This window comes from Gemmatimonadaceae bacterium (genome assembly GCA_016720905.1).
Taxonomy (GTDB): Bacteria; Gemmatimonadota; Gemmatimonadetes; order Gemmatimonadales; family Gemmatimonadaceae; genus Gemmatimonas.
The window spans coordinates 225,132-239,429 of record JADKJT010000030.1; the positions used below are offsets into that span (position 1 = coordinate 225,132).

The following is a 14,298-nucleotide window of genomic DNA, read 5'->3' on the forward strand; positions in this document are numbered from 1 at the left end:
CGACCGCCGAATGCTGAACCCTCAGCCGGGAAACGTCGGTGTCATGCCCAGGTTGTGGAACAGAAACGCGTACACATCGGCCGTTTCCGCGATGCTCTTGGTCAGCGACGAACTGCCGTGTCCCGACTGCGTTTCAACGCGGATCAGTACCGGACGCTCGCCCCGATGCGCTTCCTGCAGTCGCGCGGCGAACTTGAACGAGTGTGCCGGCACCACCCGATCGTCATGATCGCCTGTCGTGATGAGCGTGGCCGGATAGTCGACGCCGTCGCGCAGGTTGTGCAGCGGCGAGTAGGCCAGCAGATACCGGAATGCCTCGGCGTCGTCGCTGGAGCCGTAGTCGGCAATCCAATTCCATCCGATCGTGAAGTGGTGGAAGCGGAGCATATCCATGACGCCCACGGACGGCAGCGCCACGCGCGCGAGTTCCGGTCGCTGGGTCATGATCGCCCCAACCAGCAAGCCACCGTTGGACCCCCCTTGCACCGCGAGTCGTTCAGACCGCGTGTAGCCGCGGGCGATCAGCCACTCGGCCACAGCGATGCCATCGTCGAACACATTCTGTTTGCGCGATTTCATGCCCGCCCGGTGCCAGTCTTCTCCGTACTCGCCGCCGCCGCGCAAATTGGCCTGCACGTACACACCGCCTTGTTCCAAAAACGCGACGCGCAGCGCACTGAATGCGGGTGGCAGTGAGACGTTGAAGCCGCCGTATCCGTAGAGCAGGGTCGGGTTGTTGCCGTCCAACACCAGGCCTTTCTTCGCCACGATGAACGCCGGGACCCGCGTTCCGTCCTTGCTGTTCACGAACACCTGCCGCGTCTCGAATTGCGACGGATCGAATGGCAAGGCGACATCATGGAGCTGGTGGCTGGCGCCACTCGCGATGTCGTACGCGTAGACGGTGGCCGGTGCGGTGAATGACGTGAAGGTGTAGTACACCAGGTCGGCGTCGCGTTCGCCGAGGAAACCGACAGCGGTCCCGAGTCCGGGCAACACGATCTCGCGCTCGAACGTACCGTCACGTTGGTGCACCGCCATGCGCGTCGTGACATCATGCAGGTAGCTGGCGAATAACCGACCACCCGCCGAGGTGACCCCTTCGAGCGGCTCGGCGCGTTCGGCGATGACCGTGGTCCAGTGCGGTTCCTCGGGATCGGCGAGATCGATGCGGACGACACGGCGATTGGGCGCGTGCCGATTGGTCAGCACCAGCAGGGAGTTGCCGTCGTTGTCGATGACGTGCATCTCGTCGTCGAAGCCAGGCCAGATCGATCGGATCTCGCCCTCGGGCTGTTGCAGGTCGAGCACCGAAAATGCCGTGCCATCCTTGCCATTGCCCCGGTCACTCACATACAGCACCGCGAAGCGCTCGTCTTCGGTCGTGACGACCTGATGGAAACGCTGCGCATTGACCGAGTCGCGATAGACGATTCGATCCGATGCCTGTGACGTTCCGAGGGTGTGAAAGTAGACCTGATGGTCTTCATTCATCGACGAATACGCCGCGGCCGTGTTGTCCGGTTCGGGGTAGCGGCTGTAGAAGAAGCCATCGACGAACCAGGCGATGGCGGAGACCTTCACCCAGTCGATGCGATCGGGAAGATCCTCCCGGGTGGCCAGATCCATGACGCGGATCTGCTGCCAGTCCGAGCCCGCGGCACTGATCATGTATGCGACGCGGGTTCCGCGACCGTCGAACGTGACACTGGCGATGCGCGTGGTCCCGTCGACGGACATCGCATTCGGATCGAGCAGGATTTCGGGAGTCCCGGCCTCACCGGCCTGGAGGAAGTACACGGCCTGGTTCTGCAGCCCGGTGTTCCGGGTGAACAGGTGCCAGTGATGCTTCACCAAGGGTGCCGACACACGCGGGTAGTCCACCAACTGCGTCAGCCGCGCTCGCAGGGCATCGCGAAAGGGGATGGCATCCAGCCAGGCGAAGGTGACCGCATTCTGTGCCGCAACCCACGCTCCGGTCTCCTCGGAGGTATCGTCCTCCAGCCAACGGTAGGGGTCAGGAACCGGGGTGCCGTGCAGCCAGTCCAGCTGGTCCGCCTTCCGCGTCGTTGGGTACATCACAAATATTATCGTCGATTGTGGGGGATTTCGCGGCTAGGGAACAATAGCCCACTGGCGTAGACGCCCGGACCCCCCTTATTCTTCCAAGCTCCACCAGAATATCGGTGTAGTGTAGCAGGGCTTCCTGGGGACTGACGCGGCGTGCCGCGACAGATGCCTCGGCGGCGATGCCATGTCGGGTCCGGTCGGGGGACTTCGCTCCCGAATCCGCGTCATGGCCTCTCGCGACGGCTTCGTTTCCGGTGTGCCACCGGATCGACCGGATCAGTGGCACCCAATACCGGGCTATTCAAGCGGCCCCGGAGCGACATATGCATCCGTTCATCGAAACGCAGAAAGAGTGGCTGAAGACCAACATCCCGCCATTCCGCCCGGGTGACACCGTGCGCGTCAACGTGCGCGTGAAGGAAGGCGACAAGGAACGCATTCAGGCGTTTGAAGGTGTGTGCATCGCCCGCCGCGGTGGTGGCGTGAGCGAGACGTTCACGGTGCGCAAGATCTCCAACGGCGTAGGCGTTGAGCGTATCTTCCCGCTGCATAGCCCGATGATCGCTGACATCGTCTGTGTGCGTCGTGGTGCGGTGCGTCGTGCCAAGCTGTATTACCTGCGCGACGTGGTCGGCAAGGCCGCGCGCATCAAGGAGCGCAAGGTCACGCGGGTGACACCCGCCAAGTAAGGGATCGCGGGTCCGACGCGAGCGCCAGGCGAGCGCGTTGTGGCACGGTGGAGTCCGATCGAGCGCACGGTGCGCGCGGAGTTCGGACCGCTGATTGCCGGAGTCGACGAGGTTGGACGGGGCCCGCTTGCGGGCCCCGTTGTCGCATGCGCGATCGTCATGCCGCCCGACCAGCGTGCCATCGCCGGTGTCAATGACTCCAAGCAGTTGAGCGCGGCAACGCGCGATGCACTGGCCGTACGCATCCGTGAGCGCGCGTTGATCATCGCGCTGGGCGCGGCGTCGGTGCGTGAGGTTGACCGCCTGAACATCTATCATGCGACGGTGCTGGCGATGCAGCGGGCCCTGTTGCGTGTCGCGAAGCGACTGGGCCGGCCACCGGATCATGTGCTCGTGGACGGCAATCCCATTCGCACGCTTGGACACGCGCACACGGCCGTGGTCAAGGGCGATGCGAAATGCTATGCCATCGCGTGCGCATCGATTGTCGCCAAGGTGACCCGCGACCGACTGATGCATGACCTCGCGGTGCGGTATCCCGGATTTGCGTGGGAGCGAAACGCCGGGTACGGGACTCCCCAGCATCTCGGCGCGCTGGCGGTGCAGGGCCTGACGCCCCATCATCGTCGGAGCTTCTGTCTTGACGAACAAGTGACGCTGCACGACCTCTTGTTCGACACCTCCAACCCCTACCGGGAATCCTCACCATGACGGCGCTGTCCACTTCAGTCTTTCGCCCCGGCCTGCTCGATGGACAGGTCGCACTCGTCACTGGCGGAGGGACGGGCATCGGCTTCGGCATTTCTCGACTGCTGTCGGCTCTGGGGGCGCACGTCGTGATCGCCAGTCGGAAGCCGGAGCATCTCGAGAAGGCATTGGCCGAGATTACAGCGGCCGGCGGTTCCGCATCCACCGTGCGACTCGATGTGCGCGATCCGGAGCGGGTGAAAGCCACCGTCGATGCGATCGTCGCCGAACACGGGCGCATTGATGTGCTGGTCAACAATGCGGCGGGCAATTTCTATGCGCCCAGCGCCACGTTGTCACCGAATGCCTGGCGCAGCGTGCTCGAAATTGATTTATTCGGCACGTTCTACTGTTCGCAGGCGGTGTTTCCGCACATGGCGAAGCAGGGCGGTGGCCGCATCGTGAGCACCAGCATGACGCTGCACTATCGCGGCTGGCCACTGATGGCCCATGCGACGGCGGCCAAGGCCGGTGTGGACGCGCTCACCCGCACGTTGGCCGTGGAATGGGCGCCGCAACGCATTCGCATCAACGCCATCGCCCCGGGCCCTATTCCGACGGAAGGCGTTCGCAAGGCATTCACGCCACCGAGTGACAGCGGCGTGCCTGACGTGTTCGCGGCCACCGAACGTCATATGGCCGAATACGCCGCGAAGGGTATTCCCCTTGGTCGCTGGGGCAGTCCCGATGACATCGCCAACATGGTGGCGTTTCTCGCGTCTCCGGCGGGTGATTGGATTACCGGCGCCATCTTCGTGGTTGATGGCGGTGAGTGGCTGGCCAAGGCCTCCACATGAACGGACGCGTGCGCCGCGATTGGTGACGCCGCGCAATACGTGACGCGCGTCGCACGACGCGTGGCGCGTGGTGATGGTGGTCACGACATCGGGCGCGGCAGTGGGTGAGGTTGCACGTGTAGGCCGGAGCATTGCTGAATGACAGCCGTGCCCGGTCTCCCACTCACTCATTTTGGAGGAGCCATGAGAGCCATTGGATTCGCGGTGTCAGCAGTGCTGGTGGCCAGCACGCTTGGCGCGTGCGCCACGAAAGGATTTGTGCGTCGCGGCCTGGAAGATCAACGGGTCGCCCTGACATCGGAGCAAAGCGCCCGCGTTGCCGCGGACAGCACACTCCGCACGGACGTCAACGGCGTCAAGACCGATGTCAACGGCGTGAAAGCCGACCTCGCGGCGCTCCGCACCGACCTCGCGGGTCTCAAGAACGAGTTCGGCGCGCGCATTTCGGCCGTGGAAGGACAGGTGAAGTTTGCGATGCCGGTGCACTTCGGCTTTGATGATGCGGCCGTTCGAGCGATGGATCAGGCGGCGCTGGAGCGTTTCGCCCAGGTGGCGGCCAAGCACTATCCCGGGGCCACGATCACGATTGAAGGCTTCGCCGATCCTGCCGGAAGCGCGCAGTACAATTTGCGCTTGTCGCGCGAACGGGCCGATGCGGTGCGTGACTATCTCGTGACGAAGGGTCTCGACGGCACGCTGCTGAAGACGGTCGGCTATGGCAAGACGCGGCTGGTGAAGGCCGGCGCCACGGGCGATGCGCCCGGCGCTGAACTCAACCGTCGGGTGACGTTTGTCGTGGACGCCCCCGCCGAAGCGACCGTGGCGGTGCTGTCGATGCGTTGATTGCAGCCCGTTGCCCTCCCCCGGCGCAACGGTGTTGTGACCACGTGGCCGGTCCCCTCGGGGGTCGGCCACGATAGTATTCGGGAATGGCCGAGACACGCGCATTCATCGACCGGTTGACGCGCCCGGAATCCGAGCTGCCGGTGATCCACATCGGGCGCGATCCGCTGCCGCCGCGCCTGCGCCCATCGTCGTCGCTGGGAGTGCTCGATATCACCGAATGGTTTGGTGATACCAGCGGTGGCATTCGCACCTACCTGCTGCAGAAGGCGCAGTATGTCGCGGCGCGTCCGGGGCTCCGCCAGGTGCTGGCCGTGCCGGGCGCGCGCGACGCCATTACCGAGCAGGATGGCGTGCGTCTTTATCGACTGCAGGGCCCACCCATTCCGCGGCAGAAGCCGTATCGCTTCATGCTTGCCACCAAAAGCGTGGCGAAAATCGTCCGGCATGAGCGGCCGGATATCATCGAGATCGGCAGTCCGTTCATTGTGCCATGGATCGTGCGCCATGCCACGCGTACCCTCGATGTGCCGCTGGTGTGTTTCTATCACACCAACCTGCCGCGCATGTTCGCGCCGAATGCGCGCTACCATAGCGCCGCGCGGCGGGCCGTCTTTCGGGCGTCCTGGACGTATATGCGTCGCCTCGACCGGATGTTTCCCCTGACGATTGTGACATCGGATTTTTCGGCGAAGGATCTCGCGCAGGAAGGCATCACGCGCGTCGCCAAAGTCCCGTTGGGCGTGGATCTGGAACGGTTTTCCCCAACACGTCGGGTCCATGCCGACGCCACGCGCCGGCGTTTCGGGTTGCCCGGCGGTCCGTTGGCGGGATTCGTGGGCCGATTTGCGCGCGAGAAGGAGCTCGAGATGGTGCTTGATGCCTGGATGGAGGTGGAACGTCGCACGGGAGCGCGCCTGGTGTTGGTGGGTGCGGGACCGCTTGAGGCCGCGTTGCGCGCGCATCGCTACGGATCACGTGTGCACTTCGTGCCATTCCAATCCGATCGCTCCACCTTGGCGGATGTGCTGGCGGCGTTTGACCTGTATCTCGCGCCGGGACGCATAGAGACCTTTGGCCTGTCGTCGCTTGAAGCACTGGCCAGCGGAACACCCGTCTTGTCGGCGGATGAAGGTGGCGTTTCCGAGCAGGTGCGGAGCAGCGGAGCCGGACGCACGTTTGTGTCGGGTGAGGCGGCGTCACTGGCCGAGGAGGCCGTGAGCATGTTCGGCGATGACCTGTCGGCCCTGGGCCGTCGTGGACGCGTGTACGCCGAACGCGAACACGCCTGGGATTCCGTGTTTGATCGGTTGTTCGAGGTGTATCGGACGGTGTTGCGCGGCCGACCCTCCCCGAAGGTGCCGATGGCCGTCGAGCGGTGAGCGTGGTCGCGCGCACGGCACGCCTGCTGGTGTCCATCCATGACGTCACGCCGGCTCTCGACGACTCGGTGCGGGCGCTGTGGCAACTCTGTCGCGCGCACGGCGTCACCCCGGCACTCCTCGTCGTTCCGGACTGGCATGGCGCGTGGCCCATCGAACGACACCCGCTGTTCATGGACTGGGTGCGTGCGCGATCGCGCGATGGGGCGGAGATCATCCTGCACGGGGAACGACACGATGAAGCGGGACTGCCACGCGCGTGGGGTGACGCACTGCGCGCCGTCGGGCGCACGGCGCGGGAAGGCGAGTTTCTGACCCTCGACCGCGAGGCGGCGCGCGTCCGCATCCGTCGAGGGTTGGCGCGACTGGCTGATCAACAGCTGGTACCGGTCGGATTCATCCCACCGGCGTGGTTGGCCCGTGAGGCGACTCATGACGTGGTGCGCGAAACGGGTCTCCCCTTCAGCGAGGACGCGGGTTCGATTCGACTGCATCGCACGGGCACGCGGCTTCGCGCGCCGGCACTGCGCTGGAGTGGGCGGACGACGCTGCGCGCCTGGGGATCGAGAGTGATGGCCGAGGTTCGGTGGGGTACGTGGCAGCAGGAGCCAGTGCTGCGACTCGCGCTGCATCCGGCCGACCTGTTGCATCCCGTCACGGCCGCGTCGGTTCGGCGCGAACTGGCGCGATGGGTGCATGCGCGAATCCTCGTTCGATACGGCGACCTGTGATTCCTGCACGCCCGGCCATCGACGCGTCGAGCCTGCGTCTGGCGCTCTTTACGGACACCTATCCTCCTCAGGTGAATGGCGTGTCGCGTACGCTCGAGCGACTGGTGGCGGCGGTGGAAGCGCGTGGTGGTGTGGCACAGGTGTTCACCGTGGAGGATCCTGACGCTGGTGTATCGCCGCAGGTGTGCCGCTATCGGAGTGTGCCATTCTGGGCCTACAAGCAACTGCGCCTGTCCTGGCCATCGACGCGTCGCGCGCGTCGCGATGTCGCCGCGTTCGCACCCACATTGATTCACGCCGCAACCGAATTCGGTGTGGGATTGGCCGGGCGTCGCGTGGCGAAGGCGCTTGATGTGCCGTTCGTGTCGTCATACCACACCAGCTTCACGGCGTACGCCCGATTCTACAAGCTGGGGGCGCTGGCGCACCCCGGCTGGTCGTACCTGCGCTGGTTCCACAATGGCGGTCAACGCACGTACTGTCCGACACAGGCCATCGTAAACGAAGTGCGGGTCGAAGGGTTCCGAAATACCATGGTGTGGTCACGCGGGGTTGATGTCGCAAGATTTTCGCCGCGTTTTCGCTCCGCGACGTTGCGCACCACCATTGGAGCGGATGACGCCACGCTGGTGGTGGCGTATGTGGGGCGCCTGGCGGCGGAGAAGGGCCTGGAAGTCGGACTTCACGCCATGCGATTGGTGGAGGCCGCCCGCCCGGGGCGCGCGCAGTTCATGGCGGTTGGCGATGGACCATTCACGGCCGACGTGCATCGGCTGGCGCCGACGGGAAGTTGGCTGCCGGGCAAGTTGCAAGGTGATGCGCTTAGCGAAGCCTATGCGTCCGCGGATGTGTTTCTCTTCCCGTCCATCACGGATACGTTTGGCAACGTCCTGCTGGAAGCGATGGCATCCGGACTCCCGGTGGTCGGCGCGGATGTCGGGCCGACTCGGGAGCAACTGCATCCCGATCGCGGCTGGCTGGTTCCGCCGCAAGATCCCCAGGCGTTTGCGAACGCCATTGTGGCGCTGATCGATGATCGGGCGCGATTGGCCGCCGCGCGCTCGGCAGCGCTGGCTTTTGCGGCCAGCAAGACATGGGACCTCGTCTGGGACCTTTTGATCGACGACTACCTGACAATTCACCGCGTGCGGTGACGGCTTCCGGACGCGTCCGACGTCCAGGGATTGTCACATCCCCGGCCCATTTCGTTTGGCTGTGACGTGGAGGCACGGGTAACGTGACAGGCGTCACGAATGGGGGGCGTTTCATCGTTATTCGACGCACGGGTGCTGCCGAGACTCGGCGGCATGCCGATCACGCGCAGTGCACGGGTCTGGACCATCGCATTGGCGCTCGCCACGAGCGCATGCCGCGATCGTGATTCGTCAACCGTGATCGGCCCCGTGGGCACGGCGCCGGCGACATCGGTGCCCGCGCATCTGGAGCGCATCGACAGTCGCGCCACGATCGAGACGCCAACTGACGCGTGGATGGGTACGACCGTGTCGGATGTGTTTCGCGTGCGGGTCGTGGCTGCCAGTGGGCGCCCGGTGAGCGGGGCGGTGGTTCGCTTTCACATTACCGTGGGCGGCGACGGCTTGCCGTCGCACGACGCGCACCGGGACGACACTACGATAGTCGCGGTCAGTGACAGCTCCGGGATGGCGACGGTCGACCGATGGCAACTGCCCGTACATGACACGATCGCCACCATGTATCGCGCCGACGCATCGCTGGACGACAACGACAGCACCCGTGTGCAGTTTGCCGTGCGCGCATGGCGCGATCTTTCGAGGTTCGGCGGCGCCGGTTCGTTGGCGCTGGACCGGCTGCCAATTGACCGACGGCTGGTGTCGGCTGTGCTGCCACTGGGAACGTTTATGTCCGACGATGCGCTGCCCTCGGCGGACGCGCGTTTGCAGCTGCACCCACCGAGCACTGCGGTGGTTCATGCCGTGGCGGATGGCCTGATCACGGAGATCGATGCGGCGAATGGCGCGCTCACCATGCGCGTGCGCGATCAAGTTCGCATTCGACTTGGCGGCCTGTCGCTACGCCGAGATCTCTGGGTGGGGCGTGTGTTGCGTGCAGGTGAACCGGTTGGGACGGCGGACCCCGCTCGCGCGAACGACGGGATTACCGTGCGCGTGCTGGACGTCGCGACGACGCGAACGCGGTGGGTGCGACCGGAACGCTACGGGTCGCGTCGTCACACGACGTTTTTTGCACGATACCTCACGGACTCGTTGCGGTCGGCCGTGTTCGGGCTCGTGCGACGCGCGGCGCCCGATCTTGATGGACGCATCGACTATGATCGGGTGGGCTATCTGGTCGGGAGCTGGTTTGATCCATCCGCAGTGGACGTCGTCAACGCAGGCGCAGGGGTGGCTGACGCTGTGAACACCCATTCCTTTGCGGCGGGTCAGGCGTCAGAGATCGATCCCTCGATGTCGCTGGCGCCGGTGGCCTTGACGTTCGCGTACGACGCCGAGCGACCGGGCCAGGTGCGCATCGCCGCGGGCATCGCCCTTGCCGGGAGTCTGGGGTTTCGCGGGGTTCGATCGGTGGCGTGGGAGGACCCCGATCCGGCCGAGGTGGACGTGGCGCGAGGCATAGTGCGATACCAACTCCACCACGCGGACGACGAGGTGCGCATGGGGCGCGCCGAGTACCAGCTGCTGGTACAGCTGGTCAATGCGACTACGCTTCGGGTGGAGGTGGTGGACGCTTTGTCCGAGCGGAAATTCTCGCCCCGAGCGATCACGCTCATCCGCTGAGCCGAACCCCTTCGGCTTTGGCGCGACCCTGCTAAATTCCGGCTCGGCCGCAAAGCACCCGCGGCTCGCTCCGGTAGCTCAGTTGGTAGAGCAGCGGCCTTTTAAGCCGTAGGTCCTGGGTTCGAGTCCCAGCCGGGGCACTGTTAACTTTTCTCATGCGTTCTCGCACCCCATTCCCCGGCCGCCTGCGAGCGATGACCCTCGCGGCGGCCTTGTTGTTGCCGTCGCCGGTCGACGCGCAATTCCTCGGGAAGCCGCAGCCCCGCCCCGGTAGCGACACCGCTGCGCCGACCGTGTCTCCCGGGTCGCCGCGCGCGTCCTTGCAGGAATTTCTGCGACTGGCCCGGGCCCGTGACTGGGCCGACGCCGCCGGGTATCTGGCCGTACCGTCTGCTGACCGTGAGCAATCGCTGACGCTGGCGCGGCGCCTGACCGTCGTGCTTGATCAGCGACTGTCCCTGACGCTTTCCAACGTCTCGCCGCTGGCGATGGGTGATACCGCGGATGGCGATGCCGTCGGGGATCGCCTTGGCTTGATTGCCGGCCCCGGTGGACGCGAAGACCCCGTGCGACTGATTCGAACCACGGTTGACGGCAGCTCCCGCTGGGTATTCTCCCCGGCCACGGTGTCGGCGGTCAATGCGTGGTATGAGAATCTCGGTGCCCCGTGGCTACGCGACCACCTGTCGCCGACGCTGATGCGCGAAGGACCGTGGCATGTGTTCTACTGGCAGTGGATCGGTCTCGCGCTGGCATTGCCGGCACTCGTGTTGTTGTCGTGGTTGGTCGGCGGCACGCTGCGCACGCTGCTGACGCGACTCGCCGCCCGCACCACATCGGATTGGGACGATCTGCTCGTTGAGCATTTGCGAGGCCCCTTCCGGCTCTGGATTTGCGCGATCGTGGCGGCGCCGCTGCTGGGGGTGCTTGAACTGAATGCGCGACTGTCGGCGTTCGTGGGCGACGCGTCACGCGGGCTGGTCCTGCTGGCGCTGTTCTGGGGTCTCCTCCGGGTGATCAAGCTGGTGCAGCACCGGATGGAGAATGTCGCCTGGGAAGCAGGCCACGGCGCGCAAGCGCGAACGCTGGTGCCGCTGCTGGGCAACTTCCTGCGCATCACCCTGGCCATTGTCGCGTTGCTGGTGGCCCTCGCGCAATTCGGCTATCCCGTCGGGACACTGCTGGCCGGGCTGGGCATCGGCGGCATCGCCGTGGCGCTGGCAGCGCAGAAAACCGTGGAACATCTGTTCGGTTCGATCTCGCTCGCGGCAGACCGCGCGTTTCGCGTGGGCGACTGGGTGCGGGCCGGCGCGACGGAAGGCACCATCGAGCGCATTGGTCTGCGATCAACTGTGTTTCGGACCAACGACCGGACCGTGGTGCGCGTGCCCAACGGTCGCCTGGCGGACGAACGGATCGAAACGTTTGGTGAACGTGATCGCATGCTGTTGCGCACCGACATCGATCTCACCTACGGGACGTCGTCGGCGGTCATCGATCGCATTCGCGATGATCTCGAGGCCACGTTGCGCGCACACGAGCGGATCTGGCCCGACGCGGTGCACGTACATGTGACGGCGTTCACGGACTCGGCCATTCGCCTCAAAGTGCTCGCCTGGTTCCAGACACAGGACTGGGGCGAGTTCCTGATGATACGGCACCACCTGCTGCTGGAATTCCTGCGTGTGGTGGAACGCAACGGTTCGACGTTTGCGCTGCCGTCGCGCACGGTCTATCACGTGACCCAGAATGGGGCGAGCGCACCGGTGGGGCCGGTGACTGGCCCAATCGTCGAGTGATGACCGGATTGCCGTCGGCGCTGGCACCAGCGCTCGTGCAGGAGGCCTTTGCCAGCTCGCCGCATCTGCTGCTGGTGTCGGAACTGGCCGCCACGCTTTTGCAGGGGGCCATCACCACCGGCCTGACCGCGCTGTGCGCGCATTTGTACACGCGCTACCAGCGGCCATGGTTTGGATGGTTTGCGCTCGCGTGGGGCATGTATGTCGCGCGCCTGCTCTGTATTCTGAGCTTCCTGCTCACGAATCATCGCATCTGGCTCTACTTGCATCAGGTCACGACCGGGTGGACGGCGCTGATTCTCCTGTGGGCGGCGATGGTGTTTCTGCGGCAACCGCCAACGCGTCCGCGATACCTGTGGTACGCGCTCTTTCCGCCCGTCTGGTCGTATATCGCGATCTATCAGCTTGACCACTTCTTGTGGGCGGCCCTGCCGGCGGTGTTGTTCCTCAGCGGTGCGACGGCGTGGACCGGTTGGGTGTTCTGGCGACACCATCGCATTGTGTCATCTGCCGGCGCACGACTGCTGGCGGTGTCGTTCTTCGCCTGGGGACTTCACCATCTCGACTATCCGATCCTGCGGGCGCAAGGCGCGTGGACCCCGTGGGGCTATTATCTCGACATCTGCTTCGAGTTGCTGGTCGGGGCGGGATTGGTGCTGCTGGTGCTCGACGATCTCGGACGTGGCGTGCGCGCGCTCTCGGCGCTCTCGGGAGACCTGCAGCGCCACGATGCGCAGTCCGACCCGATGGACCTGTTGCTGTCACGGCCGTTGACACTTCCCGGCGTGCGGGGCAGCGCGATGTTCCAATTCGACGGCGAGACCACCGGCGGTCGTTTCGTGCGCGGCGCCGGCAGCTGCGCTGGGTGGCAGGATACGACTCCGCATGCAGCGGTGGCCGATGCGCTCACGCGCATGCGGCTCACGCGACGCCCGCAGGTGGTGGCGTCGGTCGGCGAGTTTCCGTTCATCGCCGCCCTGCCGGTCACGGCGGCCAACCGTCTCATCGGCGCGCTCGTGATGGCGGGCGATGTGCGCAATCCGTTCACGGCACTCAATGACGACTTCCTGCTGGCGTTGGGCCAGCAAGTGGGTGCCGCGCTGGAACAGTTTGAACTCGACGGCGAACTGGCCGCGCGCACCACGGCCCTTGAGCGTCTCTCGGCGCGCATGGTGCGACAGCATGAGGAGGAGCGGCGCCGCCTCTCGCGCGAACTGCACGACGAAACGGCACAGGTCTTCTCGGCGGTGAAGATGCAGTTGGAATCGCTGCGCCCGTCGCTGGTGCCGCAAGCCTTCTCGCGCCTCGATCGGCTGTTGTCGCTGGTGGATCAGGGCATCGCGAGTATCCGTCAGGTGACCAGTGGCTTGCGTCCGTCGCTGCTCGATGATCTCGGGCTGGTGCCGGCGCTGCGCTCGCTCGTTACCGACTTCAATGAGCGAAGCGGACTGCAGGCCACGTTGACGTCGCCTGATGTCGTGCCGGCACTTCCACCCGACGCGGATCTGGCGCTCTTTCGCGCGCTGCAGGAGGCGTTGTCCAACGTCACCCGTCATGCCGGTGGCCATGCGGTGGCGGTCGTGCTGACCGTCGACGCTGGTGGCTTGTCCATTATCGTTCGGGATGACGGTCGCGGCTTTCCCGTCGGGCGGGATTGCCGGGTGAAAGAGACGGAAGGTCGAATGGGATTGACGGGCATGCGCGAGCGCATGCACGCCGTTGGCGGCACGGTGGCGCTGCGCAATGCCGCGCCGGGTGCGGAAGTCACTTTACGATTGCCGTTGATGGCGGGAGTGACCGTATGACGAATATCCGGATTCTCGTTGCGGACGACCACGCGCTCGTCCGCGAAGGCATTCGGCACGTGCTGGACGCCGAGCCGGGGTTTGACGTGGTGGCCGAAGCGGCGAATGGACGGGAGGCCGTGGAGCTTGCGCTCGTGCATCGGCCCGATGTGGTCGTGCTGGATATCACGATGCCGGAAGAGACGGGTCTCTCGGCGGCAGCGCGGTTGCGCGAGTTATTGCCGTCCGCGCGCGTGCTGCTCTTGAGCATGCACGATCAGACAGAGTATGTGCGCGAAGGCATCCGGATTGGCACGCACGGATATATTCTCAAGGACAGCGCCGGAGGTGAATTGCGCACGGCCATCCGCACGGTGCACGCCGGCGGGACGTTCTTCAGTCCGGCCGTGGTCAAACGCCTGACCACCGCGACACCGGCGCAAGCGCCGGCGGCGGCGGTGCTGTTGGGCGCGCTGACACCGCGCGAACGCGACGTGCTGGATGGCGTTGCCCGAGGACTCACCAACAAGGCGATCGCCGCCGAACTCGGCATCAGTCGTCGCACCGTGGAAGCGCATCGGGAGAGCCTCATGAAGAAACTGGAAATCCATAATGTCGCCGGACTGACACGCTTTGCGCTGGAAGCCGGCCTGACCGGGACACCGTGAGCCACTGCCCC

The 14,298-nt window shown here is 65.3% G+C and carries 12 protein-coding genes and 1 tRNA gene; 12 read left to right on the plus strand and 1 reads right to left on the minus strand.

Annotated features, from left to right (window positions below; translation table 11 throughout):
• Positions 1-21: 21 nt before the first annotated feature.
• Positions 22-2,079: a S9 family peptidase gene (locus IPP90_19850; GenBank protein ID MBL0172914.1), complete on the minus strand. Its 2,058-nt coding sequence runs from the start codon at positions 2,077-2,079 to the stop codon at positions 22-24.
• A gap of 314 nt (positions 2,080-2,393) precedes the next feature.
• On the opposite strand from IPP90_19850, the gene rplS reads away from it, so the two are divergent.
• From rplS to IPP90_19910, 12 genes are all read left to right on the plus strand, one after another.
• Entirely contained in the window at positions 2,394-2,759 is a 366-nt protein-coding gene (rplS, locus tag IPP90_19855; protein MBL0172915.1) for a 50S ribosomal protein L19, read from the plus strand.
• A gap of 39 nt (positions 2,760-2,798) precedes the next feature.
• Positions 2,799-3,470 carry a ribonuclease HII gene (locus IPP90_19860; GenBank protein MBL0172916.1) on the plus strand — a complete coding sequence of 224 codons (672 nt, stop codon included), beginning with the start codon at positions 2,799-2,801 and terminating at the stop codon, positions 3,468-3,470.
• Positions 3,467-4,303 carry an SDR family oxidoreductase gene (locus IPP90_19865; GenBank protein ID MBL0172917.1) on the plus strand — a complete coding sequence of 279 codons (837 nt, stop codon included), beginning with the start codon at positions 3,467-3,469 and terminating at the stop codon, positions 4,301-4,303. Before IPP90_19860 ends, IPP90_19865 begins: the two co-directional genes overlap by 4 nt.
• Before the next feature lie 183 nt (positions 4,304-4,486).
• Positions 4,487-5,146 carry an OmpA family protein gene (locus tag IPP90_19870; GenBank protein ID MBL0172918.1) on the plus strand — a complete coding sequence of 220 codons (660 nt, stop codon included), beginning with the start codon at positions 4,487-4,489 and terminating at the stop codon, positions 5,144-5,146.
• Between the two features lie 86 nt (positions 5,147-5,232).
• Complete coding sequence (locus IPP90_19875) at positions 5,233-6,528, plus strand: glycosyltransferase (GenBank protein MBL0172919.1); 1,296 nt, start codon at positions 5,233-5,235, stop codon at positions 6,526-6,528.
• Positions 6,529-6,530: 2 nt separating this feature from the next.
• The gene (locus tag IPP90_19880; protein ID MBL0172920.1) at positions 6,531-7,259 is read left to right on the plus strand and encodes a DUF2334 domain-containing protein; all 729 of its coding nucleotides are present in this window, start codon (positions 6,531-6,533) and stop codon (positions 7,257-7,259) included.
• A complete protein-coding gene (locus IPP90_19885) occupies positions 7,256-8,413 on the plus strand; it encodes a glycosyltransferase family 1 protein (protein MBL0172921.1) in 1,158 nt (385 codons plus the stop codon). The genes IPP90_19880 and IPP90_19885 overlap by 4 nt, the downstream gene beginning before the upstream one ends.
• A gap of 153 nt (positions 8,414-8,566) precedes the next feature.
• On the plus strand, positions 8,567-10,036 hold the full coding sequence (locus IPP90_19890; GenBank protein MBL0172922.1) for a hypothetical protein: 1,470 nt from the start codon (positions 8,567-8,569) through the stop codon (positions 10,034-10,036).
• A 67-nt stretch (positions 10,037-10,103) separates the two neighbouring features.
• Positions 10,104-10,176: transfer RNA gene (locus IPP90_19895), tRNA-Lys, on the plus strand.
• 15 nt (positions 10,177-10,191) lie between these two features.
• The gene (locus IPP90_19900; protein MBL0172923.1) at positions 10,192-11,835 is read left to right on the plus strand and encodes a mechanosensitive ion channel family protein; all 1,644 of its coding nucleotides are present in this window, start codon (positions 10,192-10,194) and stop codon (positions 11,833-11,835) included.
• Positions 11,835-13,640, plus strand: coding sequence for a GAF domain-containing sensor histidine kinase (locus tag IPP90_19905; protein ID MBL0172924.1), 1,806 nt, complete (start codon positions 11,835-11,837; stop codon positions 13,638-13,640). The genes IPP90_19900 and IPP90_19905 overlap by 1 nt, the downstream gene beginning before the upstream one ends.
• Positions 13,637-14,287 (plus strand): response regulator transcription factor, encoded by a 651-nt coding sequence (locus IPP90_19910; GenBank protein ID MBL0172925.1) that lies wholly within the window; start codon positions 13,637-13,639, stop codon positions 14,285-14,287. The genes IPP90_19905 and IPP90_19910 overlap by 4 nt, the downstream gene beginning before the upstream one ends.
• The last annotated feature ends 11 nt before the right edge of the window (positions 14,288-14,298 follow it).

What these genes read in the sequence shown, in the direction of transcription:
- IPP90_19850 (MBL0172914.1), bottom strand. Translation starts at nt 2,079, where the DNA reads ATGTACCCAACGACGCGGAAGGCGGACCAGCTGGACTGGCTGCACGGC.
- rplS (MBL0172915.1), top strand. Translation starts at nt 2,394, where the DNA reads ATGCATCCGTTCATCGAAACGCAGAAAGAGTGGCTGAAGACCAACATC.
- IPP90_19865 (MBL0172917.1), top strand. Translation starts at nt 3,467, where the DNA reads ATGACGGCGCTGTCCACTTCAGTCTTTCGCCCCGGCCTGCTCGATGGA.
- IPP90_19870 (MBL0172918.1), top strand. Translation starts at nt 4,487, where the DNA reads ATGAGAGCCATTGGATTCGCGGTGTCAGCAGTGCTGGTGGCCAGCACG.
- IPP90_19875 (MBL0172919.1), top strand. Translation starts at nt 5,233, where the DNA reads ATGGCCGAGACACGCGCATTCATCGACCGGTTGACGCGCCCGGAATCC.
- IPP90_19890 (MBL0172922.1), top strand. Translation starts at nt 8,567, where the DNA reads ATGCCGATCACGCGCAGTGCACGGGTCTGGACCATCGCATTGGCGCTC.
- IPP90_19900 (MBL0172923.1), top strand. Translation starts at nt 10,192, where the DNA reads ATGCGTTCTCGCACCCCATTCCCCGGCCGCCTGCGAGCGATGACCCTC.
- IPP90_19905 (MBL0172924.1), top strand. Translation starts at nt 11,835, where the DNA reads ATGACCGGATTGCCGTCGGCGCTGGCACCAGCGCTCGTGCAGGAGGCC.
- IPP90_19910 (MBL0172925.1), top strand. Translation starts at nt 13,637, where the DNA reads ATGACGAATATCCGGATTCTCGTTGCGGACGACCACGCGCTCGTCCGC.